The 22,998-nt window shown below is 68.0% G+C and carries 29 protein-coding genes; 6 read left to right on the top strand and 23 right to left on the bottom strand.

The annotated features are described in order from the left end of the window. Nucleotides 1–43: 43 nt before the first annotated feature. From ACK4S2_RS06245 to folK, 11 genes are all read right to left on the bottom strand, one after another. Complete coding sequence (locus ACK4S2_RS06245; RefSeq protein ID WP_409621656.1) at nucleotides 44–379, bottom strand: DUF1491 family protein; 336 nt, start codon at nucleotides 377–379, stop codon at nucleotides 44–46. Between the two features lie 196 nt (nucleotides 380–575). After that, nucleotides 576–1,496, bottom strand: coding sequence for a GTPase Era (gene era / locus ACK4S2_RS06250; protein WP_409621659.1), 921 nt, complete (start codon nucleotides 1,494–1,496; stop codon nucleotides 576–578). Beyond that, nucleotides 1,493–2,179 (bottom strand): ribonuclease III, encoded by a 687-nt coding sequence (rnc, locus tag ACK4S2_RS06255; protein WP_409621662.1) that lies wholly within the window; start codon nucleotides 2,177–2,179, stop codon nucleotides 1,493–1,495. Before rnc ends, era begins: the two co-directional genes overlap by 4 nt. After that, nucleotides 2,176–2,961: a signal peptidase I gene (gene lepB, locus ACK4S2_RS06260; RefSeq protein ID WP_409621665.1), complete on the bottom strand. Its 786-nt coding sequence runs from the start codon at nucleotides 2,959–2,961 to the stop codon at nucleotides 2,176–2,178. Before lepB ends, rnc begins: the two co-directional genes overlap by 4 nt. 52 nt (nucleotides 2,962–3,013) lie before the next feature. Next, nucleotides 3,014–3,460: a holo-ACP synthase gene (gene acpS, locus ACK4S2_RS06265; protein WP_409621667.1), complete on the bottom strand. Its 447-nt coding sequence runs from the start codon at nucleotides 3,458–3,460 to the stop codon at nucleotides 3,014–3,016. Further along, on the bottom strand, nucleotides 3,457–4,212 hold the full coding sequence (locus ACK4S2_RS06270) for a pyridoxine 5'-phosphate synthase (protein ID WP_409621669.1): 756 nt from the start codon (nucleotides 4,210–4,212) through the stop codon (nucleotides 3,457–3,459). The genes acpS and ACK4S2_RS06270 overlap by 4 nt, the downstream gene beginning before the upstream one ends. Nucleotides 4,213–4,276: 64 nt before the next feature. Further along, on the bottom strand, nucleotides 4,277–4,987 hold the full coding sequence (locus ACK4S2_RS06275; protein ID WP_409621732.1) for a DUF2062 domain-containing protein: 711 nt from the start codon (nucleotides 4,985–4,987) through the stop codon (nucleotides 4,277–4,279). 39 nt (nucleotides 4,988–5,026) lie between these two features. Further along, nucleotides 5,027–5,812: a DUF2062 domain-containing protein gene (locus ACK4S2_RS06280; protein ID WP_409621671.1), complete on the bottom strand. Its 786-nt coding sequence runs from the start codon at nucleotides 5,810–5,812 to the stop codon at nucleotides 5,027–5,029. A 33-nt stretch (nucleotides 5,813–5,845) separates the two neighbouring features. Further along, entirely contained in the window at nucleotides 5,846–7,960 is a 2,115-nt protein-coding gene (locus ACK4S2_RS06285) for a RelA/SpoT family protein (RefSeq protein ID WP_409621674.1), read from the bottom strand. Between the two features lie 21 nt (nucleotides 7,961–7,981). Then, complete coding sequence (gene rpoZ, locus ACK4S2_RS06290; protein ID WP_409621677.1) at nucleotides 7,982–8,335, bottom strand: DNA-directed RNA polymerase subunit omega; 354 nt, start codon at nucleotides 8,333–8,335, stop codon at nucleotides 7,982–7,984. A 76-nt stretch (nucleotides 8,336–8,411) separates the two neighbouring features. Beyond that, a complete protein-coding gene (folK, locus tag ACK4S2_RS06295; RefSeq protein WP_409621679.1) occupies nucleotides 8,412–8,972 on the bottom strand; it encodes a 2-amino-4-hydroxy-6-hydroxymethyldihydropteridine diphosphokinase in 561 nt (186 codons plus the stop codon). 155 nt (nucleotides 8,973–9,127) lie between these two features. Between folK and ACK4S2_RS06300 the strand changes: the two genes are divergently transcribed. The 3 genes from ACK4S2_RS06300 to ispH all read left to right on the top strand — a co-directional run bounded on the left by ACK4S2_RS06300 (nucleotide 9,128) and on the right by ispH (nucleotide 11,246). Then, a complete protein-coding gene (locus tag ACK4S2_RS06300; RefSeq protein ID WP_409621681.1) occupies nucleotides 9,128–9,724 on the top strand; it encodes an NYN domain-containing protein in 597 nt (198 codons plus the stop codon). A 46-nt stretch (nucleotides 9,725–9,770) separates the two neighbouring features. Next, the gene (locus ACK4S2_RS06305; RefSeq protein WP_409621684.1) at nucleotides 9,771–10,205 is read left to right on the top strand and encodes a YqaA family protein; all 435 of its coding nucleotides are present in this window, start codon (nucleotides 9,771–9,773) and stop codon (nucleotides 10,203–10,205) included. An 84-nt stretch (nucleotides 10,206–10,289) separates the two neighbouring features. Further along, the gene (ispH, locus tag ACK4S2_RS06310) at nucleotides 10,290–11,246 is read left to right on the top strand and encodes a 4-hydroxy-3-methylbut-2-enyl diphosphate reductase (RefSeq protein ID WP_409621686.1); all 957 of its coding nucleotides are present in this window, start codon (nucleotides 10,290–10,292) and stop codon (nucleotides 11,244–11,246) included. Between the two features lie 416 nt (nucleotides 11,247–11,662). On the opposite strand, the gene ACK4S2_RS06315 is transcribed toward ispH, so the two are convergent. The 8 genes from ACK4S2_RS06315 to ACK4S2_RS06350 form a co-directional block, all read right to left on the bottom strand. After that, nucleotides 11,663–11,800, bottom strand: coding sequence for a hypothetical protein (locus ACK4S2_RS06315; protein WP_409621689.1), 138 nt, complete (start codon nucleotides 11,798–11,800; stop codon nucleotides 11,663–11,665). A gap of 199 nt (nucleotides 11,801–11,999) precedes the next feature. After that, nucleotides 12,000–12,401 carry a hypothetical protein gene (locus ACK4S2_RS06320; RefSeq protein WP_409621691.1) on the bottom strand — a complete coding sequence of 134 codons (402 nt, stop codon included), beginning with the start codon at nucleotides 12,399–12,401 and terminating at the stop codon, nucleotides 12,000–12,002. Between the two features lie 162 nt (nucleotides 12,402–12,563). Further along, nucleotides 12,564–13,217, bottom strand: a complete 654-nt coding sequence (gene gph, locus ACK4S2_RS06325; protein WP_409621694.1) for a phosphoglycolate phosphatase — start codon at nucleotides 13,215–13,217, stop codon at nucleotides 12,564–12,566. 49 nt (nucleotides 13,218–13,266) lie between these two features. Next, nucleotides 13,267–13,956 (bottom strand): ribulose-phosphate 3-epimerase, encoded by a 690-nt coding sequence (gene rpe, locus ACK4S2_RS06330; RefSeq protein ID WP_409621696.1) that lies wholly within the window; start codon nucleotides 13,954–13,956, stop codon nucleotides 13,267–13,269. Beyond that, nucleotides 13,953–14,639: a triose-phosphate isomerase gene (gene tpiA, locus ACK4S2_RS06335; protein WP_409621735.1), complete on the bottom strand. Its 687-nt coding sequence runs from the start codon at nucleotides 14,637–14,639 to the stop codon at nucleotides 13,953–13,955. The genes rpe and tpiA overlap by 4 nt, the downstream gene beginning before the upstream one ends. A gap of 29 nt (nucleotides 14,640–14,668) precedes the next feature. Next, the gene (gene fba / locus ACK4S2_RS06340; protein ID WP_409621699.1) at nucleotides 14,669–15,718 is read right to left on the bottom strand and encodes a class II fructose-bisphosphate aldolase; all 1,050 of its coding nucleotides are present in this window, start codon (nucleotides 15,716–15,718) and stop codon (nucleotides 14,669–14,671) included. A 109-nt stretch (nucleotides 15,719–15,827) separates the two neighbouring features. Next, nucleotides 15,828–16,829, bottom strand: a complete 1,002-nt coding sequence (gap, locus tag ACK4S2_RS06345; RefSeq protein WP_409621702.1) for a type I glyceraldehyde-3-phosphate dehydrogenase — start codon at nucleotides 16,827–16,829, stop codon at nucleotides 15,828–15,830. A gap of 91 nt (nucleotides 16,830–16,920) precedes the next feature. Then, nucleotides 16,921–17,925 (bottom strand): class 1 fructose-bisphosphatase, encoded by a 1,005-nt coding sequence (locus ACK4S2_RS06350; protein ID WP_409621705.1) that lies wholly within the window; start codon nucleotides 17,923–17,925, stop codon nucleotides 16,921–16,923. Between the two features lie 96 nt (nucleotides 17,926–18,021). Between ACK4S2_RS06350 and ACK4S2_RS06355 the strand changes: the two genes are divergently transcribed. Next, nucleotides 18,022–18,975, top strand: a complete 954-nt coding sequence (locus tag ACK4S2_RS06355) for a LysR substrate-binding domain-containing protein (protein WP_409621708.1) — start codon at nucleotides 18,022–18,024, stop codon at nucleotides 18,973–18,975. Here the strand turns inward: ACK4S2_RS06355 and ACK4S2_RS06360 are convergent. The 4 genes from ACK4S2_RS06360 to ACK4S2_RS06375 are packed head-to-tail and all read right to left on the bottom strand — an operon-like array spanning nucleotide 18,972 to nucleotide 21,380. After that, nucleotides 18,972–19,415: a MarR family winged helix-turn-helix transcriptional regulator gene (locus tag ACK4S2_RS06360; protein ID WP_409621711.1), complete on the bottom strand. Its 444-nt coding sequence runs from the start codon at nucleotides 19,413–19,415 to the stop codon at nucleotides 18,972–18,974. The genes ACK4S2_RS06355 and ACK4S2_RS06360 overlap by 4 nt on opposite strands. Then, nucleotides 19,415–20,245: a carbon-nitrogen hydrolase family protein gene (locus ACK4S2_RS06365; RefSeq protein ID WP_409621714.1), complete on the bottom strand. Its 831-nt coding sequence runs from the start codon at nucleotides 20,243–20,245 to the stop codon at nucleotides 19,415–19,417. The genes ACK4S2_RS06360 and ACK4S2_RS06365 overlap by 1 nt, the downstream gene beginning before the upstream one ends. Beyond that, a complete protein-coding gene (gene grxC, locus ACK4S2_RS06370) occupies nucleotides 20,245–20,502 on the bottom strand; it encodes a glutaredoxin 3 (protein ID WP_409621717.1) in 258 nt (85 codons plus the stop codon). Before grxC ends, ACK4S2_RS06365 begins: the two co-directional genes overlap by 1 nt. 59 nt (nucleotides 20,503–20,561) lie before the next feature. After that, entirely contained in the window at nucleotides 20,562–21,380 is an 819-nt protein-coding gene (locus tag ACK4S2_RS06375) for a sulfite exporter TauE/SafE family protein (RefSeq protein ID WP_409621720.1), read from the bottom strand. A 207-nt stretch (nucleotides 21,381–21,587) separates the two neighbouring features. On the opposite strand from ACK4S2_RS06375, the gene ACK4S2_RS06380 reads away from it, so the two are divergent. Then, a complete protein-coding gene (locus tag ACK4S2_RS06380) occupies nucleotides 21,588–22,493 on the top strand; it encodes a LysR family transcriptional regulator (protein ID WP_409621723.1) in 906 nt (301 codons plus the stop codon). Nucleotides 22,494–22,608: 115 nt separating this feature from the next. Then, nucleotides 22,609–22,998, top strand: a 390-nt coding sequence (locus tag ACK4S2_RS06385) for a transposase (protein WP_409621726.1), incomplete at its 3' end; no start/stop codon positions are given.

Consider the following 22,998-nt stretch of genomic DNA (forward strand, 5'->3'; position numbering starts at 1 on the left):
AGACCCCTGTGCACCGCCGCCGCCCCGGAGGGTGCAGGGCGGTTCAGTCGGCCAGGCCGGGTTCGTCGAGCAGGGTGCGCCCCTCGCGCTGTTCGATCTCGATCAGCCACAGGTCGGGGTCGCGGGCGCGCTGGCGGGCGAGCAGGGCATCGACCTGCGGTTCGGGGCCGTCGGCCAGCACGACCCAGGCGCGCCGGCCGGACGCAAGGTCGAAGCTGCGGTGCAGCGCCAGGGCCGTGCCGTCGAGCCGGGCGCATTTCACGATCACCGCGCCGGCGGTGGCATCGCCGCGGGCGATGACATAGGCCGGAATGTCGGCCAGCCGCAGCCGGGCCAGATAGGCGCGCACCCAGAAATCGGCCGTGAGCCGGGGGGTCATGCCGGCCCGGGCCTCTGCGGCGCTTGGCCGGGGGGGCAGGGGGGGGGGGGGGGGGGGGGGGGGGGGGGGGGGGGGGGGGGGGGGGGGGGGGGGGGGGGGGGGGGGGGGGGGGGGGGGGGGGGCGCCCCCCCCCGTCGCCTGGCGGCGACTCCCCCCGGGATATTTCGGGACAGAAAATGGGCGCCGCCATGACCGTTCAATCCCCGTCGCGGAAGTCGAGGCCCATTTCGGTGTAGCGTTCGGCCTCGTCCAGCCAGTCGGGGCGGACCTTGACGGTGAGGAACAGGTGCACCGGGCGGCCGAGGAATTCGGCCATTTCGGCGCGGGCGGCGGTAGAGACCGCCTTGATCGTTGCGCCCTTGGCGCCCAGCAGGATGCCCTTGTGACCGTCGCGGGCGACGTAGACGACCTGGTCGATGCGGGTGGAACCGTCGGGGCGGTCTTCCCACTTTTCGGTTTCCACCGTCAGCTGGTAGGGCAGTTCCTCGTGCAGGCGCAGGGTCAGCTTTTCGCGGGTGATCTCGGCCGCGATCATGCGCACCGGCAGGTCGGCGATCTGGTCTTCGGGGTAGAGCCAGGGGTGTTCGGGCAGTTGCCCGGCCAGCCAGTCGCGCAGATCCTCGACCCCGTAGCCGCGTTCGGCCGAGATCATGAAGGTGCGCGCGAAGGGGTAGGCGGCGTTCATTTTCTCGGTCAGGGCCAGCAGGGTTTCGGCCTTGACCCGGTCGATCTTGTTGATGGCGAGGGCGACGGGCGTGGTCTGGGGCAGGCGGTCCTTGAGCGTGTCGAGAATGGTGGCGACGCCGTCGGTCAGGCCGCGGTGCGCCTCGATCAGCAGCACGACGATGTCGGCATCGGCAGCACCGCCCCAGGCGGCGGCGACCATCGCCCGGTCGAGCCGGCGGCGCGGGCGGAACAGGCCCGGCGTATCGACGAACACGATCTGGGCGGGGCCGGCCATGCAGACGCCGCGGATGCGGGTGCGGGTGGTTTGCACCTTGTGGGTGACGATCGAGACCTTGGCCCCGACCATGCGGTTGAGGAGCGTGGACTTGCCGGCATTGGGTTCGCCGATCAGGGCGACGAAGCCGGCGCGCTGCGGTTGGTCTTGGGTCATGGCTGGGACTCCATGCGCGCAAGCAGCGCGCGGGCGGCGGCCTGTTCGGCCAGGCGTTTCGATCCGGCGGTGGCGCGTTCTTCCTCGCCCGAGGCGAGGCGGGCGGCAATGGTGAAGACCGGCTGGTGCGGCGGGCCGGTGCGATCGGTTTCGACGTAGGCGGGGGGCGGCAGGCCGCGGGCCTGGGCCCATTCCTGCAGCGCGGTCTTGGGGTCGCGGGCGTCGGCCTTGACGCGGCCGACACGGTCGCCCCAGAGCCGCAGCACGAGGGCGCGGGCCACCTCGAAGCCGGCATCGCGGTAGACGGCGGCGATCAGCGCCTCCATCGCGTCGCCCAGCAGCGCCTCCTTGCGGCGTCCGCCCGACAGCATTTCCGACCGCCCGAGGCGCAGCACGTCGCCCAGGCCCAGGTCGCGGGCCACCTCGGCGCAGGTTTCCTTGCGCACCAGCGCGTTGAAGCGCGGGGCGAGCTGGCCTTCGGAGGCGCCCTTGTCGGCCATCAGCAGCGCCTCGGCCATCACGAGGCCCAGCACCCGGTCGCCCAGGAATTCCAGGCGCTGGTTGTCGGGGCGGGCCGGGGTGGCGATGGAGGGGTGGGTCAGCGCCCGCAACAGAAGTTCGGGCCGGCGGAAGCTGTGCCCCAGCCGGGCCTGGAACTGCTGGAGGTCGGCCGACAGTTTCACTCGACCGCCTTGAAGAAGCGGTCGGCGCGCCAGGTCCAGAAATAGAACAGCGAGGAGCCGGCCGAGGAGAAGATGATCCGGTCGGCGCGGCCGATCAGGTTTTCGGCCGGCACGAAGCCGACGCCGCCGATGGCGCGGCCATAGCGGCTGTCCTGGCTGTTGTCGCGGTTGTCGCCCATGAAGAAGTAGTGCCCGGCCGGCACGGTGAACACCGGGGTGTCGTCGCCGAAGCCGGCCTTGTCGATGTTCAGCACGTGGTGCGTGCGCCCGCCCGGCAGGGTTTCCAGCGCGCGCGACTTGGTGCAGATGCCGCCCTGGCCGACGGGGGCGTTTTCGCAGCGCGGCTCGTTGCCCATCGGGCCCTGGCGTTCGTAGACCTCGGAGAACACGCCGGCGGGGGTCTGCGGCACCTCGGCGCCATTCAGATAGAGGATGCCGCCCTTCATCTGCACGGTGTCGCCGGGCAGGCCGATCAGCCGCTTGATGAAGTCGGAGCCGTTGACCGGGTGGCGGAACACCACCACGTCGCCGCGTTCGGGTTCGGAGGCCAGGATGCGGCCCGTGATCGGGCAGAGCGACCAGGGGCAGGAATGGCGCGAATAGCCGTAGGCCATCTTGTTGACGAACAGGAAGTCCCCGATCAGCAGCGTGTCCTTCATGCTTTCGGACGGAATCCAGAACGGCTGGAAGAACAGCGTGCGGAACACCACCGCGATGGCCACGGCATAGACCACGGTCTTGACCGTTTCGAGGAAGCCCTCTTTCTTTTGCGCCTTGGCCATGATCCGCCTTTCCTGTTGGACCCGCGCTATGTGCGCGCCGGTGCCCCTGCTGTCAAGGCGCAGAGGGTGGGGGCAGGGGGCAAGCCTCGATCACGACAAAGGCATGGGCCCAAGGGTGGTCGTCGGTCAGCGAGACGTGGATCACCGCGTGGTGGCCGGGCGGGGTCATGGCGGCCAGCCGTTCGGCGGCCCAGCCGGTGACCGCCATCACCGGCTGGCCGGTGCGCAGGTTCGACACCGCCATGTCGCGCCAGGCGATGCCCATGCGCAAGCCGGTGCCGAGCGCCTTGGAGCAGGCCTCTTTCGCGGCCCAGCGTTTGGCGTAGGTGGCGGCGGTGTCGCGGCGGCGTTCGGCGCGGCGCTGTTCCTCGGCGGTGAAGACGCGGTTGCGGAAGCGGTCGCCGAAACGGTCGAGCGTGGCGGCGATGCGGTCGATGTTGGCAAGATCGGTGCCGATGCCGAGGATGCGGGCGCCGGGCAGTGCGGGGGCGGCGATCATGCCAGCGCCGCCCGCGCCTCGTCCATCAGGCGGCGCATCTCGGCGATGGCAGGGCCGAGGCCGATGAACACCGCCTCGCCGATCAGGAAATGGCCGATGTTGAGTTCCACCACCTCGGGGGCCGCGGCCACGGGTTGCACGGTTTCGAAGCCGAGCCCGTGGCCCATGTGCACCTCGAGCCCGACCGAGGCGGCATGGGCGGCGCCGACCATCAGGTGCCGCAGTTCCTGGTCGCGTTCGGCCAGGCGGCCTTCGGCGTGCAGGTCGCAGTAGTGGCCGGTGTGCAGTTCCACCACGGCGGCGCCGATGCGGGCGGCGGCCTCGATCTGGCGCGGATCGTGGCCGATGAACAGCGACACGCGGCAACCCGCCTCGCGCAGGGGGCCGATGAAGTCGCCCAGGCGGTTTTCGTCGCCCGCCACGTCGAGCCCGCCTTCGGTGGTGCGTTCGGCGCGGCGTTCGGGCACGATGCACACGGCATGCGGCCGGTGGCGCAAGGCTATGGCCTGCATTTCGGCGGTGGCGGCCATTTCGAAGTTGAGCGGGATGCGCAGCGCGGCCATCAGCCGGTCGATATCGGCATCGATGATGTGGCGGCGGTCCTCGCGCAGGTGCGCGGTGATGCCGTCGGCGCCGGCGGCCTCGGCCAGCAAGGCGGCGCGGACCGGGTCGGGCAAGGCGCCGCCGCGCGCATTGCGCAAGGTGGCGACGTGGTCGATGTTGACGCCAAGGCGAAGGCGGTGGGTGGTCATGGCATGGTTCCCTGCGGCTGCACGTCTAGGCTAGTGCGCGGGACGGCGAAAGGAAACACCTCGGTCAGTCGTTCTTGCCGCCATCGGGCGCCGGCGGCGGGGGCGCATCGCCGGCGATGTCCTGCCAGTCGGCGGCTTCGGCCCGGGCGATGTCGAGCATCCGGCCCGCGCGGCGCCGTTCGGCGCGTTCGATGCGCCGCCGGTCGCGCAGGCGGTGATAGGCGCCGATCAGCGGCAGCGACAGGTAATAAGTGGCGACCGAAGCGGCGATGCCGGGCAGGACGCTGCCCAGCGTGTAGGGCAGCAGGATGGCAAAGAAGAATCCCCGCAGCCGATACCACCTTGTCGGTTCGTGGGTGAACAATGCGATCAGATTCGACCAGATTTCGATGCCGGCGGCGGTAAAGGCATCGACCACCATGCCCATGTTCAGCCCGGCCTGCGTGCCAAGCATCCAGTGCCCCAGTTCCAGCGACATCAGCGCGATCAGCGGCGTCGTCACCGGGTTGGAAACGAAGGTGGCCAGCACCGCGGCCAGCACGTTGCCGCGAAACACCAAAGCCAGCAGCGCGGCCGACAGCATCTGCACCCCGAACAGCGGCGGAAAGTTGCAGAACATGCCGGCCGCCACGCCGCGGGCGATCTTGTGCGGGCTGTCGGGCAGCCGGCGCAGGCGGTGCAGCACATAGCTGGTCGCCCGCCGCCATCCGCTGCGCGGGTAAAGGAAATCGGCCGCGACCCGCGTCCAGGATCTATGATCCCTGCGTTTGAACACCAAGCGAATGACCCCCAGCCTGTAAGGCGCCGTTCCGGGTTACGACGCGGGCGGGCGGTTGTCGCCCGCTGCGCCGGGTTCGGGTGCCGCGCCCGCGCCGGGTTTCCCGCGCCGGCGCGGCGGCCGGGGCCGCTTGGGGGGCGTGGCATCCTCGTCTTCTTCCAGTGCCTCCAAGTCGGCGGCCTCGGCCTCGGCCAGCGCCAGCAACTGGGCTTCGCGGCGCTTTTCCACCCGCTCCATCAGCTTGCGCGACCGCAGGCGCTGATAGGCGCGGATCAGCGGCAGGCTGGCATACTGAAAGATCAACCCCACCAGCGTGCCCGGCAGGATGCTGCCCACCATGTAGGGCAGATAGACCTTGTGGAAGAAACGGGCGAGCTGTTCCCAATGCGTCGGCCCGCCGGTCAGCAGGCCGATGATGTTCTTCCACAGTTGCGAGGTCGCCTCGCCGAAGGCGGGCATCACCTGGCTGAGCGGCATGCGATAGTCCGACCCCAGCAGCCAGTAGCCGGTTTCCAGCGACATGGTGGCAAAGATCGGAAAGGTGATCGGGTTGCCCACGAAGGTGGCCAGTAGTGCTGCAAGGATGTTGCCGCGGTACAGCAGCGCGATTGCCGCCGCCGACAGGAAGTGAAAGCCGAACAGCGGGGTGAAGCTGACGAAGACCCCGGCAAAGATGCCGCGGGCAATGCGTTCGGGGCTGTCGGGCAGCCGGCGCAGGCGGTGCATGACATAGCTGGCCGCGCGTTTCCAGCCGCCGCGGGGCCAGAAGAATTCCACCGCGACCCGCGCCCAGGACCGTGCATCGCGCCGCTTGAAGACCAAGGTCTGTCCTTCTCCAGAGTAGTCGCGCCCGTGTCAGGGCCTGCGTTTCTGATCGCGCAGCCGGGTCACCCGTGCAACATCGCTTTCGGCATCCAGCGCCATCATCAGGTTGTGCAGATGTTCCACATCGCGCAGGTCCACGTCGATCACGATGCGGTAATAGTCGGGTTTCTTGTCAACAAAATGGAGGTCCGAGATATTCGCCTTGCGGTCGCCGATCAGCGTGCAGATGCGCCCGAGCACCCCGGCCGCGTTCGAGATGGTCAGTTCCAGCGTCACGGTATGCACCGCGGCATGGCGGCCCGACTGCCAGTGCAGGTCGATCCAGCGTTCGGGCTGGTCTTCGAGGTCGATCAGCGCCGGGCAGTCGATGGCATGGGCGACCACCCCCTTGCCGCGATAGGTGATGCCGACGATGCGTTCGCCCGGCAGGGGCTGGCAGCAGGGCGCGCGCTGAAAGGTCTGGTCGTCGGCCAGGCCGACCACGGGGCGGGTGGCATCGACCTCGTCCGGGGCGGTGGCCAGTTCGGGGTAAAGCGTTTCGACCACCTTCTGCGCGGTCAGTTCGGCCGAACCGATGCGGGCCAGAAGTTCGTCCTCGTCGGGCAGGCCCAGGGTGCGCGCGGCGGTTTGCAGCGCCTTGTCGGTGGCCTTCTTGCCGAAGCGTTCGAAGCTGACGCGGGCCAGTTCGCGGCCCAGCTTGACGAAACGGCCGCGGTCTTCCTCGCGCAGGGATTTGCGGATGGCGGCCTTGGCGCGGCCCGTTGTGACGATGTCGATCCAGCTCGCTTGCGGCTTTTGCCCTTCGGCGGTGATGATTTCCACCGATTGCCCGTTGCGCAGGCGCGTCCACAGCGGCACGCGGATGCCATCGACCTTGGCCGAAACGCAGGCGTTGCCGATGCGCGTGTGGATGGCATAGGCATAATCCAGCGGGGTTGCGCCCTTGGGCAGTTGCACCACGTCGCCCTTGGGGGTGAAGCAGAACACCTGGTCCTGATACATCTCCAGCTTGACGTGTTCCAGAAACTCGTCGTGGTCGCCTTCCTCGAAACGTTCGGTCAGCTGCGCGATCCATTTCGCCGGATCGACGGCAAAGGGGTTCGCGCTGCGCTGCCCGTCGCGGTAGGCCCAGTGCGCGGCCACGCCGGCCTCGGCCACCTCGTGCATTTCCTGGGTGCGGATCTGCACCTCGACCCGCTTGCCGTCGCGCCCCGATACGGTGGTGTGGATGGAGCGGTAGCCGTTCTGCTTGGGCTGGCTGATGTAATCCTTGAACCGCCCCGGCACGGCGCGCCAGCGCTGGTGCACGACGCCGAGGGCGCGGTAACAGTCGGCCACGCTGCGTGTGATGATGCGAAAGCCATAGATGTCGGACAGGCGCGAAAAGGCCAGATCCTTTTCCTGCATCTTGCGCCAGACCGAATAGGGTTTCTTGGCGCGGCCATAGACCGTGGCTTCGATCCCGGCACGGTCAAGCTCGGTGCGGATGTCGGCGGTGATCTTGTGCACCACATCGCCGGCTTCGCGTTGCAGCGTGATGAAGCGGCGCAGGATGGAATTGCGCGCCTCGGGGTTGAGCACGCGGAAGGACAGATCCTCCAGCTCCTCGCGCATCCACTGCATGCCCATGCGGCCGGCAAGGGGGGCGTAGATCTCCATCGTCTCGCGGGCCTTCTGGGCCTGCTTTTCCGGCTTCATGCTCTTGATCGTGCGCATGTTGTGCAGCCGGTCGGCCAGCTTCACCAGGATCACGCGCAGGTCGCGCGACATGGCGAAGAACAGCTTGCGAAAGTTTTCCGCCTGCTTGGACTGGGTGGAGGACAGTTGCAGGTTGGTCAGCTTGGTGACGCCATCGACCAGCTCGGCCACCTCGTCGCCGAACAGGCGGGCGACTTCGGAATAGGTGGACTTGGTATCCTCGATCGTGTCGTGCAAGAGCGCGGTGATGATCGTCGCATCGTCCAGCCGCATCTCGGTCAGGATGGCGGCGACGGCGACCGGATGGGTGAAGTAGGGCTCGCCCGACTGGCGGAACTGGCCTTCGTGCATGCGCCGGCCATAGTCGTAGGCGCGGCGCAGCAGGTCGGCGTTGGTGCGGGGGTTGTAATTGCGGACAAGCGCGATGAGGTCTTCGACATCGATCATCGCCTGTCCGCCGGGTTCGCGTCAGTCGTCGCGGTTCGCTTCGACCAGCATGCGCAGCATGCGCTCTTCCGACATGTCGTCCACCATCGGGCGGTCCATCTCGGCGCCCATCAGCAGCGACATCTTGTCTTCTTCGGGTTCGTCGACCTCGATCTGCGTCTGCAGGGCGGCGATCATGCGTTCGCGCAAGGCATCGGCGGTCTGGGTTTCCTCGGCGATCTCGCGCAGGGCCACGACCGAGTTCTTGTCGCGTTCCCGTTCCACGGTGATCGGTGCGCCGGCGGCGATTTCACGGGCGCGGTGCGAGGCCAGCATCACCAGTTCGAACCGGTTCGGAACCTTGTCAACGCAATCTTCGACCGTCACGCGGGCCATGGGACACTCCAGTCTGTCGGGGGCATGGAGACGCCTGAGTAATGCAGCAGACAGGGATTGACAAGCGCGGAATCGGTCAGATCGGCGTGACTTCGGCGCGCAGGGCCTCGGGCAGCGCTGCCAGCATCTGCAAGGTGCTGCGCCGGGTCACCGGATGGCGCCAGTGCGGGGCCACATCGGCCAGCGGCACCAGAACGAAGGCGCGATCCTGCAGGCGCGGGTGCGGCAGGATCAGCCGGTCCGGCGTTTCCTGCGCCTGACGCGCGGCCGGCAGGGCGACCCAGGCCGCCTGCGTGGGCGCATCGGGCAGCACCGAATCACCCAGCGCGATCAGGTCGAGGTCCAGCGTGCGCGCGCCCCAGCGACTTTCGCGGCTGCGGCCGAAGCGCGCCTCGATGCGGTGCAGCGCGGCCAGCGCGGCGGCCGCGTCGCCGGCCCAGGTCGCGCGCAGCGCAGCGTTGACGTAGTCGGGCCCCGCGCCGGCGGGAAAGCAGGGCGTGCGGTAGAACCGCGATTGCACCACGGCGTCAAAGCCTTCGTCGGTCATGGCCCGGATGGCGGCGGCCAGCGTTTCAACCGGAAGTTGATCGTTGTGCGGCAGGTTCGCGCCAAGTGCGACCAATGCTGTCTTTTCCATACGGATTGCCGATGCTACACTTTCGTATGAACGAGGTTGAAGGCGCGCAGGAATTCAATATCTGTGATCTATGGACTGAATTCTACCCTGCCGTTCGATGCCGCCACTCACTTGCGGAAGGGACTCAGACCAGAAATTCATTGAGGGGACAACAGATGTTTTACAAGGATGACAGGCTGGCGCTGTTCATTGACGGCTCCAACCTGTATGCCGCGGCCCGCGCCCTGGGCTTCGACATCGACTACAAGCTGCTGCGACAGGAGTTCATGCGCCGCGGCAAGCTGGTGCGCGCCTTCTACTACACGGCCTTGCTGGAGAACGAGGAATACTCGCCCATCCGGCCGCTGGTGGACTGGCTGCACTACAACGGCTTTGCGATGGTGACGAAGCCGGCCAAGGAATACACCGACAGCCAGGGCCGCCGGAAGGTCAAGGGCAACATGGACATCGAACTGACGGTCGATGCGATGGAGCTGGCGCCCAAGGTAGATCACATCGTGCTGTTTTCCGGCGACGGCGACTTCAAGCCGCTGGTGGAAAGCCTGCAACGCCAGGGCGTTCGGGTTTCGGTGGTGTCGACCATCCGCAGCCAGCCGCCCATGATCGCCGACGAGTTGCGCCGCCAGGCCGACAACTTCATCGAGCTGGACGAGCTGCGCGAGGTCATTGGCCGCCCGCCGCGCGAGCCGCGCGACTTCGGGCCGCGAGTCGAACGCGAGCCCGACCAGGTTCCGGTCGGCGACCAGGCCTGACCGGGCAGCGGCCCCGGCGGGGGGAGACGCCGGGGCGCATCGCGGGATGGACCTTGCCTTGACCTTGCCGGCACTGGCGCTGGCGGCCTTCGTGGCCGCTACGCCGGTGCCGATGAATTCCGAGCTGCCCTTTGTCGGGATCCTCTTGGCGGGGGTGATGCCGCTGGCGGTGGTGCTGGTGGCTGCGGTGGCCAACACGCTGGGCAGTGTGGTGACCTGGGCTGCGGGGCGCGGGCTGATGGGCGGGCGGATGGGGCGGCTGTTCCGGGTGCCGCCGGACCGGCTGGCGCGGGCCGAGGCGTGGTTCGCGCGCTGGGGCCGCTGGTCGCTGCTGCTGTCCTGGGCGCCGGGGGGCGATTTCCTGTGCCTGGCGGCGGGCGCGTTGCGGATGCCCTTGCAGGTGTTTCTGCCGCTGGTCGCGCTGGCCAAGACGGCGCGCTATGCGGTTCTGGCGGCTGTCACTCTGGGGTTGACGGGTTGACTGTCTTGCACAAATGACAGTGTCCGGGTGGACGCGCCGGCGGATTCGGGCTACCTCGCGGAGGAGCCTGTTGCGAGGATGCCGATGACCGCCGATCTGCCGCCGCTGACCCTGTATCTGGCCGCCCCGCGCGGGTTCTGTGCCGGGGTGGACCGGGCGATCCGGATCGTGGAAATGGCGCTGGCCAAATGGGGCGCGCCGGTGTTCGTGCGCCACGAGATCGTGCACAACAAGTTCGTGGTCGACGACCTGCGCGCCAAGGGCGCCGTCTTCGTCGAGGAGCTGGACGAGTGCCCCGACGACCGCCCGGTGATCTTTTCCGCGCATGGCGTGCCGAAATCGGTGCCGGCCGAGGCGGCGCGGCGCCACATGATTGCGGTGGATGCCACCTGCCCGCTGGTAACCAAGGTGCACAACGAGGCCGCGCGCCACCACGAGAACGGCTTGCAGCTGGTGATGATCGGCCATGCCGGCCACCCGGAAACTGTGGGCACCATGGGGCAGTTGCCGCCGGGCGAGGTTCTGCTGGTGGAAACCGTGGCGGATGTGGCCGGGCTGCAGGTGCGCGACCCGGAAAAGCTGGCCTATATCACCCAGACCACCTTGTCGGTCGATGATACCGCCGACATTGCCGCGGCGCTGCAGGCGCGGTTCCCGGCCATTCTGGCGCCGGCGCATGACGACATCTGCTATGCCACCACCAACCGGCAGGCCGCGGTCAAGGCGATTGCGCCGCGGATCGATGCGCTGCTGGTGATCGGGGCGCCGAATTCGTCGAACTCGCGCCGGTTGGTCGAGGTCGGGGCGGCGGCGGGGTGCGGCTATGCGCAGCTGGTGCAGCGCGCGGCCGATATCGACTGGCGGGCGCTGGCGGGGATCCGGTCGGTGGGAATCACGGCCGGGGCCAGCGCGCCCGAGGTGCTGGTGAACGAGGTGATCGACGCCTTTCGCGCCCGGTTCGACACCACCGTCGAACTGGTCGAGACGGCGCAGGAAAACGTGGAATTCAAGGTGCCGCGCGTGGTGCGCGAGCCGGCCTGAAGGATTGTGGAATGGGGCCGGGGCACAAGTTGCCTTGCGCCCCGGTGCCTGTCTGCTCGTTGCCTTGATCGCCGGGTCTTTGTGCCCGATGTGGAAACATTAGCCAGCAGAATGTGGCGGAATTAGGGCGACTGCCCCGGATATTCTGCCTTGGGAACCCGCGGATCGGCAGAGGGCGGAGGGGCGGCGATGCCGCGGCCGCCCGCTGTTGTTCAGGCCGCATCCCTGGCCAGGGCCGGGGCCAGCCCCAGAATGGCGCGTGCGGTGCGCCAATCGGCCACCGGGCGGGTGACGCGGTCGCACAGGTCCGCCACGCGGCGCTTGAGCGGTTCGTTGCAGGCCGGTCGGTTGCGGGTCTTGGAGGCGGGGCGGTCTGCTCATGCGCCGATCGTGCTGGAGTCTCCACATGACACCCTTCAGACAATTCGGGCAACAGAGCCCTCGGGGCCGGCGAACATGTCGCGGCGGGCGCGAAAGATGCCTTCTTCCGGCTTGTCCTGCACGATGCCGTCGAGGCAGCGGACGATCTCGTCGAGACCGGCTTCGGTGAACATGGCTCTCTCCCCCCTTGATGCCGCTTGCGGGACAATTCTCCCTCGGTCCCGGAAAGCGCTGCACTTCGGGTCATTCCTTCCCCCGATGGGGGCTGTCACTCGCCCGCAATGGCCTTGACCGAAATCTGGCGGTTGCGGCGGTAGAGGTTCACCTTGTCATCGTCGAGGCTGACCCCGATGCCCGGCCCCTGCGGCAAGGTCACCGAGGAATCCTTGTATTCCAGCGGCGTGGCCAGAATCTCGTCCTCAGCAGCAAAGGCCCGAACAGCTCGGTTCCGAACTGCCATTCCGGCACGGTGGCGAACAGCTGGATCGCGGCGGCGGTGCCGAGGCCGCTTTCCAGCATGGTGCCGCCGTAAAGGTCGATCCCGGCCGCACGGGCGATGTAGGCGTCGATGGCCAGCTTCACGCTTTCCAGGCTTTGTGGCCCGCAGGACAAACCGCCGATGGAGGCGCCCTCGCCCAGGCCCTCGGACCCGTCCGAGAAACGGATGCGCACCAGGACAACCGACCGGGTCAGCATCGTGGTCATCGAGAGCACATGCCCACGCACGGTGGGCACGTCGATGAGGATGGCTTCGATACGGTCTGTCCTGGTCACGGCTCCGGCCTTTGGTTCGGGTCTTTCGATGCGCAGAAGATGGCATTGTGTCGGCCCGGCGGTCCAATACCGAAGCGGTTTGGTGCGATACCCAAAGGCTTTTCTGCCTTGCGCCGCTGGCGCGCCAGCCCGGCGCCCCGTGCAGGCTTGCGGCCCCGGCGTTCAGCCCAGCGATGCCGCGACCAGCGCAGGAAGCTCGGCGAAGTCGTCGAAGGCGGCGCTGTGGGGGATTTCGGCGACCGGGGCCTTGCGATAGCCGCGGGTGAACAGCAGGAACGGCACGCCGGCACGCTGGGCGGTTTCGGCGTCGACCTCGCTGTCGCCAACGTAGATGCGCCGCGCGCCGCCGCCCAGTGCTTCGAAACCGGCCAGAAGCGGGGCAGGGTCGGGCTTGCGCTGCGGCAGGCTGTCGCCGCCCAGGATGGCGGCGAAATGGTGCGAAAGGCCCAGGTGATGCAGCACCGCCCGGGCCGGTCGCACCGGCTTGTTGGTGCAGATGCCCAGACGGCACCCAGACCCGGACAAGGCCGCCAAGGCCGATGCAACCCCCGGATAAGGCTGCGTCAGGTGCACGGCCTCGTCATAGGCTTCGGTAAAGCCGGCCAGCAGGCCGGCATGGTCGCTGTCGGGAATGCCGCGCGCCGCGCGCATGCGGGCGACAAAGACCGACATGCCGTTGCCGATGAAGGCGCGCACCTCGTCCAGGTCCAGCGGTGCCGCGCCCGCGCCGGCCAACAGCCGGTTGGCGATGCCCTGAATGTCGGGGGCGCTGTCGATCAGCGTGCCGTCGAGGTCGAAGACGATGGCCGGGGGCATGCGCAGGTTCCTTGGCGGGCGACGGGCAGGGGCAGCGCGGGCCGAACGATCAGCGCAGCGCCGCTTCGGCGGCCGCCCGGATGGCGCGGATATTGGCGCCATAGGGGGCAGGGTCGGCAACCGACCCGCCGCGGAACACCGCCGAACCGGCCACCAGCACATCCGCCCCCGCAGCGGCCACCAGCGGCGCGGTGGTCGGGTCCACCCCGCCATCGATTTCCACGTGCACCGGGCGGTCGCCGATCAGCGCGCGCAGGCGGCGCACCTTGGCGGTCATGTCGATGAACTTCTGCCCGCCGAAACCGGGATTGACGGTCATCACGCAGACCAGATCGCACGAGTCCAGCACATGGGCCACCGCCTCGGCCGGGGTGCCCGGGTTCAGCGCCACCCCGGCCTTCATCCCGGCACCGCGGATCGCCTGCAACGTGCGGTGGATATGCGGCCCGGCCTCGACATGCGCGGTCAGGATATCGGCCCCCGCCTTGGCAAAGGCGTCGATGAACGGGTCGACCGGCGCGATCATGACATGCACGTCCATCACCGTCTTCACATGCTTGCGGAACGCGGCCACGGCCGGTGGGCCGAAGGTGATGTTGGGCACGAAATGCCCGTCCATCACGTCCACATGCACCCAGTCGGCGCCTTGCGCCTCGACCGCCTGGATTTCGCGCCCGAAGTCGGCGAAATCGGCCGACAGGATCGAAGGCGCGATCTTGATGGATCGGTCGAACGTCATGCGGTGGCCTCCAGCGCGTCGAGAATGGGAACAAAGGTTTCGGCTCGCAGCGAGGCGCCTCCGACCAGCCCGCCATCGACCTCGGGCAGCGCGAAGATTGCTGCGGCATTGGCGGGCGAGACCGAGCCGCCGTAAAGCAGGCTGATCCCGGCATCGGGCAGGCGGGCGCGCAGGAATGCGTGGGTCGCCGCAATTTCGTCGGTGCCGGGGGTCAGGCCGGTGCCGATGGCCCAGACGGGTTCGTAGGCCACGATGGTGTTCCCCGCCGACGCCCCGGCCGGCAGCGAACCGGCGATTTGCGCGCCCAGCACCTCCAGCGTTGCGCCCGCGCGATACTGTGCCTCGGTTTCGCCGATGCAGACAATGGCGGTCAGCCCTGCGGCCCAGGCGGCACGCGCCTTGGCGGCGACCTGTGCATCGGTTTCCCCGTGATACTGCCGCCGTTCGGAATGCCCGACGATGACGAAGCGCGCCCCGGCATCGGCCAGCATGGCGGCCGAGACATCGCCGGTGAAGGCGCCTTTCGGTTCGGCGTGGCAATCCTGCCCGCCGATCGCCAGCCCGAGCCCCGCCGCACGGGCGATCAGGGTGGCGGGCAGGCACAGCAGGCAGTTGACCCGTCGGCCTGCGGCCGCCTGGGCTATGGCCGACACGACGCCCAGATCGGCGCCGGTGCCGTGCATCTTCCAGTTGCCGGCGGCGAACTTCCGCTTCACAGCACACCTGCCTTGTAGCGCTTGGCCATGTCGTCCATCGCGATGACCTTGATCTTGCCGGCCCAGCCGGCGGTGCCGAAGGCCTCCAGCCGCTGCTTGCAGACCTCGCGCATGGCTTCCATCGCAGGTTTCAGGTATTTCCGCGGGTCGAATTCGCCCTTGTTCGTGGTCAGCACGCGGCGGATCTGGCCGGTCATCGCCATGCGGCAATCGGTGTCGATGTTCACCTTGCGCACACCATGCCGGATGCCGCGCACGATTTCCTCGACCGGCACGCCGAAGGTCTGGGGCATTTCGCCGCCGTATTCGTTGATGATGTCCTGCAGATCCTGCGGCACCGACGACGACCCGTGCATTACGAGGTGCGTGTTCGGCAGGCGGCGGTGGATTTCCTCGATCACGCCCATCGCCAGGATGTCGCCGGTGGGGCGGCGGGTGAACTTGTAAGCCCCGTGGCTTGTGCCGCAGGCGATGGCCAGCGCATCGACCCTGGTGCGCTGCACGAAATCCACCGCCTGATCGGGGTCGGTCAGCAGCTGGCTGTGATCGAGCGTGCCTTCGGCGCCGTGGCCGTCCTCGGCCTCGCCTTGCCCGGTTTCCAGGCTGCCCAGAACGCCCAGCTCGCCCTCGACGCTGGCCCCGACCCAGTGGGCCATTTCCGCGACCCGCGCCGTGATGGCGACGTTGTAGTCATAGCTGGCCGGCGTTTTCGCATCGGCCTCCAGGCTGCCGTCCATCATCACGCTGGTGAAGCCGTGCTTGATGGCCGACAGGCAGGTCGCCTCGTTGTTGCCGTGGTCCTGATGCATGCAGATCGGGATTTCCGGGTAGATCATCGCCAGCGCCTCGATCATCTTGGCCAGCATGATGTCGTTGGCATAGTTGCGCGCGCCGCGGCTGGCCTGGATGATGACAGGGGCGTCGCAGGCCTTGGCGGCCTCCATGATCGCAAGGCCCTGTTCCATGTTGTTGATGTTGAACGCGGGCACGCCGTAATCGTGTTCGGCGGCATGGTCGAGCAACTGGCGGAGCGTGATGAGTGCCATCGGGGATACCTTCTGTCGGAAATCGGGGCGGCGGGGGCGCAGGCGCGTCGCCAGCCCGGATACACCGCCAAACCCCCGGCTTGCAACGCTGTGAGCGCCAACAGGCCGCTCAGATCAACCGGCCCATCGCCACGGCCGTATCGGCCATGCGGTTCGAAAAGCCCCATTCATTGTCATACCACGCCAGAACCGAGCAAAGCGTGCCATCCATCACCCGGGTCTGGTCCATGTGAAAGACCGAGGAATGCGGGTCATGGTTGAAGTCCATCGACACGTTCTTCCAGAGGGTATAGCCGAGGATGCCCTTCAGTGGCCCCTCGGCGGCGGCGCGGATGGCGGCGTTGATCTCATCGGCGGTGGTGGTGCGGCGGGCGATGAACTTCAGGTCCACCACCGACACGTTGGGCGTGGGCACGCGGATGGCAAACCCGTCGAGCCGCCCCTTCAGCGCCGGCAACACCAGCCCCACCGCCTTGGCCGCGCCCGTCGAGGTCGGGATCATGCTCAGTGCTGCGGCGCGGGCGCGGTAAAGATCCTTGTGCAAGGTGTCCAGCGTCGGCTGGTCGCCGGTATAGCTGTGGATCGTGGTCATCATGCCCTTTTCGATGCCGATGGCCTGATCCAGCACCATCGCCACGGGTGCCAGGCAGTTGGTGGTGCAACTGGCGTTCGACACGACGATATCGGCGGCGGTCAGCGTCTGGTGGTTGACGCCAAAGACGATGGTCTTGTCCGCAGCTTCGCCGGGAGCCGAGATCAGCACGCGTTTCGCGCCGTTCTTCAGGTGCAGCGCGGCCTTTTCGCGGGTGTTGAAGATGCCGGTGCATTCCAGCGCCACATCGACATCGGCCCAGGGCAGATCTTCGGGCATGCGCAGGGCCGTGACACGGATCTTGCCGCGGCCGGCGTCGATCCAGTCGTCGCCGGTGGCGACGGTGCCGGGGAAACGGCCATGCACGCTGTCGAAGCGCAGCAGATGCGCGTTGGTTTCCACCGGGCCGAGGTCGTTCACCGCCACGACCTCGATGTCGGTGCGCCCGGATTCCACGATGGCGCGCAGCACGTTGCGCCCGATTCGGCCGAAGCCGTTGATGCCTACCCTGACGGTCATGGTCCTGTCCTCGGATCAATGGGGGGCGTGGACCGCGCGCAAGTCGCGCGCGGTCCCGCCCGGTTCTGGCGGTCGGTCTTTCCGGTCGGTCTCAGGGCTGGAACAGCCCGTGGTCTTGCTTCCGTGTCCCGGTGCCCCGGGTTTCGGGGTCAAAATAGCTGGCCAGCCGCGCCACCTTGTGCGCGCTGCCGAACACGAAGGGGGTGCGCGCGTGCAACCGCCCCGGCACCAGGCCCAGGACCGGCTCGGTGCCATCGGTCGCCCGCCCGCCGGCCTGTTCGATCAGCATCGCGATGGGGGCGCATTCGTAGACCAGCCGCAGGCGGCCGTTCTCGTAACCTTTGCGGGCATCGCCCGGATACAGGAAGATGCCCCCGCGCGTGAGTATGCGGTGCGTTTCGGCCACCAGGCTGGCAATCCAGCGCATGTTGAAGTTGCGCCCCTCGGGCCCGTCGGCGCCGGCAACCCGGTCGTCCACATAGGTGCGCACCGGCGCCGGCCAGTGCCGGTAGTTCGAGGCATTGATGGCGTATTCGGTGGAATCCGCCGGCACGCTTGCCAGGGTGCCGATCAGGTGGAACCGGCCGCTGTCGGGGTCCAGCACGTATTTCTGCACCCCGGTCCCGAAGGTCACCATCAGGCAGCACTGCGGCCCATAGATCGCATAGCCCGCCGCCCGCAGATCGCGCCCCGGGCGCAGGAAGGTGGCATCGGCATCGTCCCGCGCAGGGTGAATGCCGAATATGGTGCCGATCGACACGTTGGTGTCGATGTTCGACGACCCGTCCAGCGGGTCGATGGCCACGCCGAAGGGCCCGGCGGCATCCAGCGGCATCACGCTGTCCTGTTCTTCCGAGGCATACCAGCGCACCCCGGCACCGCGCAGCGCGGCGATGAACGCCTCGTCGGCGATCACGTCCAACGCCTTCTGGGTGTCGCCGTCGGTGTTGGTGCCGCAGGCGCCGGCCAGATCCTCGTCCAGCCCGCCTCGGGCGATGCGGCGCGCCAGCCCGGCGGCGATACCGGCGATCCGGTCGACCAGGTCTGCCAGCGCAGGGTCCGTGCCGGTGGGCACCGCATCCAGATTTCGCAGCATGATGGTTCCTTGGTCTGCCAGAAGTCGCGCGGACCTTGCGCCGAAACGGGATTAATTGAAATATCATGTTAGCGAAAACATATTAGGAAAAATCTAATGCTGAGGCTCGACGCCGTGACGCTGAAGCAGTTGCGCGCCCTGCAGGCGGTGGCGGCGCATGGCACGCTGACGGCAGCTGCGGCGGCCATGCACCAGACCACACCGGCGGTGCACAGCCAGATCCGCAACCTCGAAATCGCGGTCGGGCATCCGGTGCTGGCGCGCGGCGCCGATGGCGGCAAGATGGAGCTGACCCTGCCGGGGCACGAGATGTTGCGCGCGGCCGAACGGATTCAGGCGGTCCTGTCGCATGCCGGGCGGCAGGTTGCGGCCATCGCCGCCGGCCGGGTGGGGCAGGTGCGGTTGGGCTTCGTGTCCACGGCGCAATATTCGGTCCCGCGCCTGCTGATGCAATTGATGCAGGCCTGCCCTGAAATCGAGGTCTCGATGATCGTGGGCAACCGCGAAACCATCGTCGAAGGGCTGGAGCGCGGCACGATGGACCTTGCGGTCATGGGGCGCCCGCCGCGCGACCCGCCGCTGCGCGCCTTGCAGGTCGGGCCGCACCCGCACGGCATCCTGCTGCCGGCCGGGCACGCGCTGGCGGGGGCCGAAGGCTTCGATCCCGAACTGCTGGTGCAGGAGACCTTTCTGATGCGCGAGGAGGGGTCGGGCTCGCGCATGCTGCTGCAACGGTTTCTCGACCGGCTGGCAACAGCGCGGTCGCCACGGCTGATCGAGCTGAACTCGAACGAGGCGATCAAGCAAGGGGTGTTGTGCGGCCTGGGCATTGCCATGCTGTCGTTGCACGCGGCGCATGACGAAGTGGCGGCCGGGCGGCTGGTGGCCTTGCGCGGCCCGGGCCTGCCGGTGATGCGGCACTGGTATGTGGTGATACCGGCTGCCACCCCCGCACCCGCTGCCGCCAGCCGCGTGGCCGAGGCGATTGTTGCGCTGAACGGGGCGTTCCTGCCGGACGCGGCCCCCGAGGCGGCAGGGCAGGGGGGTTAGGTGTCGTCTTCGAACCGCAGGCGCAGGTCGCGCAACACCGGCAGCACCGCGCGCACGCGGTCTTCGCCCAGGTCGGTCACCGTCCGGGCGATCAGCGGCACGATGGCCTGAAGTGCTGCATCGCGCGCGGCCCGCCCCGCCGGCGAAATCGCCACGAACTTGCGCCGCGCATCGTCCCAGTCGGGGCGGATGTGGATGTGGCCGGCCCATTCCAGCTTGGCCAGCGTGTTGGTCATCGCCCCGCGGGTGACGTGAAAGGCCCGCGCCAGCTGCGCCGGGGTGCGTTCGTCGCCCGCCCGCGCGAGGTGGTTCAGCACCCCGAAATGCGACAGCTCCATCCCCTTGGGCAGCGCGCGCGACAGATGCGCCCGCGCCAGCTGGTCGGCCATGAACAGCTCGCCGAACAGCGCAACCGCAAGGTCTTCGGTGCGCTCGGCCATCAGGGCCCCTCGAAGGCGCGGTCGTGCTCCAGCGCGGGCACGCGGTGGCGCGCGGCGGCCACGGCCGCCAGGTCGATGTCGGCAAAGCTGACGCCCGGCTGGTCGCCCGCATCAGACACCACCTCGCCCCAGGGGGCCACCACCAGCGAATGCCCGTGCGTGCGCCGCCCCTTGCCATGCGCTTCGGCATGAAAGCCGCATTGCGCCGGCGCCAGCACCCAGGCACCGCATTCGATGGCACGGGCGCGCAGCAGCACCTCCCAATGCGCGGCGCCGGTGATGTGGTTGAAGGCGGCCGGCACCGTCAGGATCTGCGCCCCCGCCTGCGCAAGGCGACGATACAGGTGCGCAAAGCGCAGGTCGTAGCACACCGTCATCCCGATGCGGCCGAAGGGCGTGTCGGCCAGCACCGCGCGGCTGCCCGGGCGATAGGCCGCGGATTCGCGGTAGACCTCGGTTTCCGACACGTTCACGTCGAACATGTGGATCTTGTCGTAGCGCGCCGCGATGCCGCCATCGGGGCCGATGAGGAAGCTGCGGTTGGCAAAGCGCCCGTCCGCATCGCCGGTGGCAACGCCCAGCGACCCGGCCAGCAGCCAGATGCCGGCACGCGCCGCCTCGTCGCGCAAGGCGGCAAGGGTTGCATCCTGATCCTCGGGCACGATCACCGCGCGCTGATGCGCCCGGTTCGAGGACAAGAGGTTCGTGCATTCCGGCGTCAGCACGAAGCCCGCCCCCCCGGCGACCGCCGCCCGCACATGTGCCAGCGTCCCGGCCAGATTGGCCACCGGGTCGTCGGTGACCGTCAGCTGCACCAGACCCGCGCGCATCAGTCGGCCAGCAGGGCGTCAAGCCGCCCTGCGCTGTCCAGGGCATACAGGTCGTCGCATCCGCCGACATGCGCGCCGCCGATGAAGATTTGCGGCACCGTGCGCCGCCCGCCGGCCCGCTGCACCATCGCGGCGCGCAAGGCCGGATCGCGGCTGACATCGGTTTCGGCAAAGGCCACGCCCTTTTGCGTCAGCAGCCGCTTGGCCGCGTGGCAATAGCCGCAGCTGGGTGTCGTGTAGATTTCCACAGGTTTCATCGCAGGCCCCCAAGGCTTTCGCGCCGGACTATAGGCGCCTTGCCGCGCGGCACAACGGGTCAGGCGACGATTGCCCAGACAAACCGCAGGCAGACCACTGCCAGAAAGGCGCCGAACGCCATTTCCAACCGCCGCTTGGACATGCCATGCGCCAGCCGCACGCCCAGGCCCGCCGTCATCACCGTGGTCGGCGCAAACAGGACCAGCCCCAGCAGCGATACGAAGCCCAGCGTCATGGGCGGCAGGTCGGCCCGGCCCCAGCCGGCGCCGATATACCCCAGCGCGCCCGGCACCGCGATCAGCACGCCAATACCGGCCGATGTGGCCACCGCCTGGTGAATGGGCCGGCCGTGCAGCGTCATGATGATGTTGGCGATCTGCCCGCCGCCGATTCCCATCAGCGACGACAGCAGGCCGATCAGCCCGCCAAAGCCCGCCAGCACGGGCCCCTTGGGCAGATCCGGCGCCACCCGCCATTTCGCCCCCGACAGAAGCTTGATGGCATTGACCCCGGCCACCGCCACGAATACGCCCTGCATCAGCAAGGGCGAGGCAAAGCGCGCGATCGCCGCCCCCGCCAGCACGCCTGCCACGATCGGCACCGCCCAGGCCCGCAGCAAGGCGCCGTCCACCGCCCCCCGCGCCTTGTGCGCGCGGTAACTGCGGATCGAGGTCGGAATGATGATCGCCAGCGAGGTGCCGACCGCCAGCGGCATGCGCACCGTATCGGCATAGCCCAGAAACCCGAAGGTCTCAAACAGCACCGGCACCATCAGCGCGCCGCCCCCCACGCCGAACAGCCCGGCCAGAATGCCCGTGGCCGCGCCCGATACCAGCAGCACCGCGGCAAGGATCAGCAGTTCCGAAATCTCCGGCATGTCGTGCACCTTTCGCGGCCTGGCCTGCCGCGCCGTTATCCGGCCCGCGCCGGCGAAACACAAGGTGCCGCAACCGAGGTCACTCCGGTTTCCACGCCTTCAACGATCCGCCGCAATACCCCGGACTTGACCCACCCTTTCCGCAATCCGGCCCCATTTGGCAGGCAAACCCGGACCATCGCCCGCACTATCCGCATGGGGAACACAATGGACCGACTGACCGAAATGGAAGCCTTTGCCACCGTCGTGGATCAGGGCGGATTCACCGATGCCGCAAAGAAGATGGGGATTTCCAAGTCTGCCGTTTCCAAGCACGTCTCGGCGCTGGAGGCCCGGCTGGGGGCGCGGCTGCTTAACCGAACCACGCGCCGCGTCAGCCCGACGGAAATCGGCCTTGCCTATTACGACCGCGCCCGACGGGTGCTGAACGACGCCGGCGAAGCGGATGCGCTGGTGACCAGCATGCAGTCGGCGCCTTCGGGCCTGTTGCGCATCAGCGTGGCGACCGATTTCGGGGTCAATCACCTGTCGCCGATCCTGGGCGACTTCCTGCAGGAATACCCCGACATCACCGTCAACATGGTGCTGAACAACCGCTATGTCGAACTCATTTCCGAAGGCTTCGACATGGCGATCCGGGTCGGCGACCTCGAGGACAGCACCCTGCGCGCGCGCAAACTGTGCGACACCTCCAAGCGCATGATCGGCGCGCCCGGGTATTTCCAGAAATACGGCCGCCCGCTAAAGATCGACGATCTGAACGACCACAAGCTGCTGCACTATTCCAGCCAGGCCAACGGCAACGTCTGGAAGATCACCGCGCCATCGGGCGAAAAGCGGCAGGTGCGGTCGAACGGCTGGCTGACGGTGAACGACGGGCAATCGCTGCTGCACGCGGCGATCTCGGGCCTTGGAATCGCCTATCTGCCCAGCTTCCTTTACGCCGATGCCATGAAACAGGGCCTGGTCGAGGAAGCCATCCCGGGCCTGCCGGCGGAAACGATGGGCATCTATGCGGTTTACCCGCCGGGCCGGTTCACGCAGCCCAAGGTGCGCGCCTTCATCGACTTTCTGGTGCGCAACTACGCCGACAAGGGCCCCGACGCCTGGTAGGGCCATCCCCGGGCGCCGGGGGAGCTATAGCTGAAAGTTGGTGACGGGGGGATTGGGTGGCATATCAAGGCGTTGTTGACGCGCCGCAGTTCTCGCAGAGAAAAGGATATGCCACATGACGAAGGATACGGTTGTCGCGTTTCGCGCACCAGAAGGATTTTCACTCGACCCGCTGACGGATTTGCTGCGCCAAGGTGCGCGGGAACTGATCGCGCAGGCGGTTGAAGCCGAATTGAATGCGTTTCTCACCGCCCATGCCGACCAGACGGATGCTGCGGGCCGCAGGCGTCTGGTGCGTCACGGTCATCTGCCCGAACGCGAGGTTCAGACCGGGATCGGCGCGGTGCCGGTGAAGGTGCCTCGGGTGCGGGACCGGGCCCCGGAGGGGCGTTGTTGCACAACTCTGACCGTGCGGGATTCACATCGTGAATCCATGCGGTTAGACAGACCGGATGAGCAAGCCGATACCCGCCCGCTACCGCACGACGAACTGGTCCAGCTATAC

It is taken from the genome of Gemmobacter sp. (assembly GCF_046292685.1).
In the GTDB taxonomy this organism is placed as follows: domain Bacteria; phylum Pseudomonadota; class Alphaproteobacteria; order Rhodobacterales; family Rhodobacteraceae; genus Wagnerdoeblera.

Coding starts and splice junctions, on each gene's coding strand:
- ACK4S2_RS06245 (WP_409621656.1), bottom strand. CDS start 379: ATGACCCCCCGGCTCACGGCCGATTTCTGGGTGCGCGCCTATCTGGCC.
- era (WP_409621659.1), bottom strand. CDS start 1,496: ATGACCCAAGACCAACCGCAGCGCGCCGGCTTCGTCGCCCTGATCGGC.
- lepB (WP_409621665.1), bottom strand. CDS start 2,961: ATGGCCAAGGCGCAAAAGAAAGAGGGCTTCCTCGAAACGGTCAAGACC.
- acpS (WP_409621667.1), bottom strand. CDS start 3,460: ATGATCGCCGCCCCCGCACTGCCCGGCGCCCGCATCCTCGGCATCGGC.
- ACK4S2_RS06270 (WP_409621669.1), bottom strand. CDS start 4,212: ATGACCACCCACCGCCTTCGCCTTGGCGTCAACATCGACCACGTCGCC.
- ACK4S2_RS06285 (WP_409621674.1), bottom strand. CDS start 7,960: ATGATCGATGTCGAAGACCTCATCGCGCTTGTCCGCAATTACAACCCC.
- rpoZ (WP_409621677.1), bottom strand. CDS start 8,335: ATGGCCCGCGTGACGGTCGAAGATTGCGTTGACAAGGTTCCGAACCGG.
- folK (WP_409621679.1), bottom strand. CDS start 8,972: ATGGAAAAGACAGCATTGGTCGCACTTGGCGCGAACCTGCCGCACAAC.
- ACK4S2_RS06300 (WP_409621681.1), top strand. CDS start 9,128: ATGTTTTACAAGGATGACAGGCTGGCGCTGTTCATTGACGGCTCCAAC.
- ACK4S2_RS06305 (WP_409621684.1), top strand. CDS start 9,771: ATGGACCTTGCCTTGACCTTGCCGGCACTGGCGCTGGCGGCCTTCGTG.
- ispH (WP_409621686.1), top strand. CDS start 10,290: ATGACCGCCGATCTGCCGCCGCTGACCCTGTATCTGGCCGCCCCGCGC.
- ACK4S2_RS06315 (WP_409621689.1), bottom strand. CDS start 11,800: ATGTTCACCGAAGCCGGTCTCGACGAGATCGTCCGCTGCCTCGACGGC.
- gph (WP_409621694.1), bottom strand. CDS start 13,217: ATGCCCCCGGCCATCGTCTTCGACCTCGACGGCACGCTGATCGACAGC.
- rpe (WP_409621696.1), bottom strand. CDS start 13,956: ATGACGTTCGACCGATCCATCAAGATCGCGCCTTCGATCCTGTCGGCC.
- tpiA (WP_409621735.1), bottom strand. CDS start 14,639: ATGCACGGCACCGGCGCCGATCTGGGCGTCGTGTCGGCCATAGCCCAG.
- fba (WP_409621699.1), bottom strand. CDS start 15,718: ATGGCACTCATCACGCTCCGCCAGTTGCTCGACCATGCCGCCGAACAC.
- gap (WP_409621702.1), bottom strand. CDS start 16,829: ATGACCGTCAGGGTAGGCATCAACGGCTTCGGCCGAATCGGGCGCAAC.
- ACK4S2_RS06350 (WP_409621705.1), bottom strand. CDS start 17,925: ATGCTGCGAAATCTGGATGCGGTGCCCACCGGCACGGACCCTGCGCTG.
- ACK4S2_RS06355 (WP_409621708.1), top strand. CDS start 18,022: ATGCTGAGGCTCGACGCCGTGACGCTGAAGCAGTTGCGCGCCCTGCAG.
- ACK4S2_RS06360 (WP_409621711.1), bottom strand. CDS start 19,415: ATGGCCGAGCGCACCGAAGACCTTGCGGTTGCGCTGTTCGGCGAGCTG.
- ACK4S2_RS06365 (WP_409621714.1), bottom strand. CDS start 20,245: ATGCGCGCGGGTCTGGTGCAGCTGACGGTCACCGACGACCCGGTGGCC.
- grxC (WP_409621717.1), bottom strand. CDS start 20,502: ATGAAACCTGTGGAAATCTACACGACACCCAGCTGCGGCTATTGCCAC.
- ACK4S2_RS06375 (WP_409621720.1), bottom strand. CDS start 21,380: ATGCCGGAGATTTCGGAACTGCTGATCCTTGCCGCGGTGCTGCTGGTA.
- ACK4S2_RS06380 (WP_409621723.1), top strand. CDS start 21,588: ATGGACCGACTGACCGAAATGGAAGCCTTTGCCACCGTCGTGGATCAG.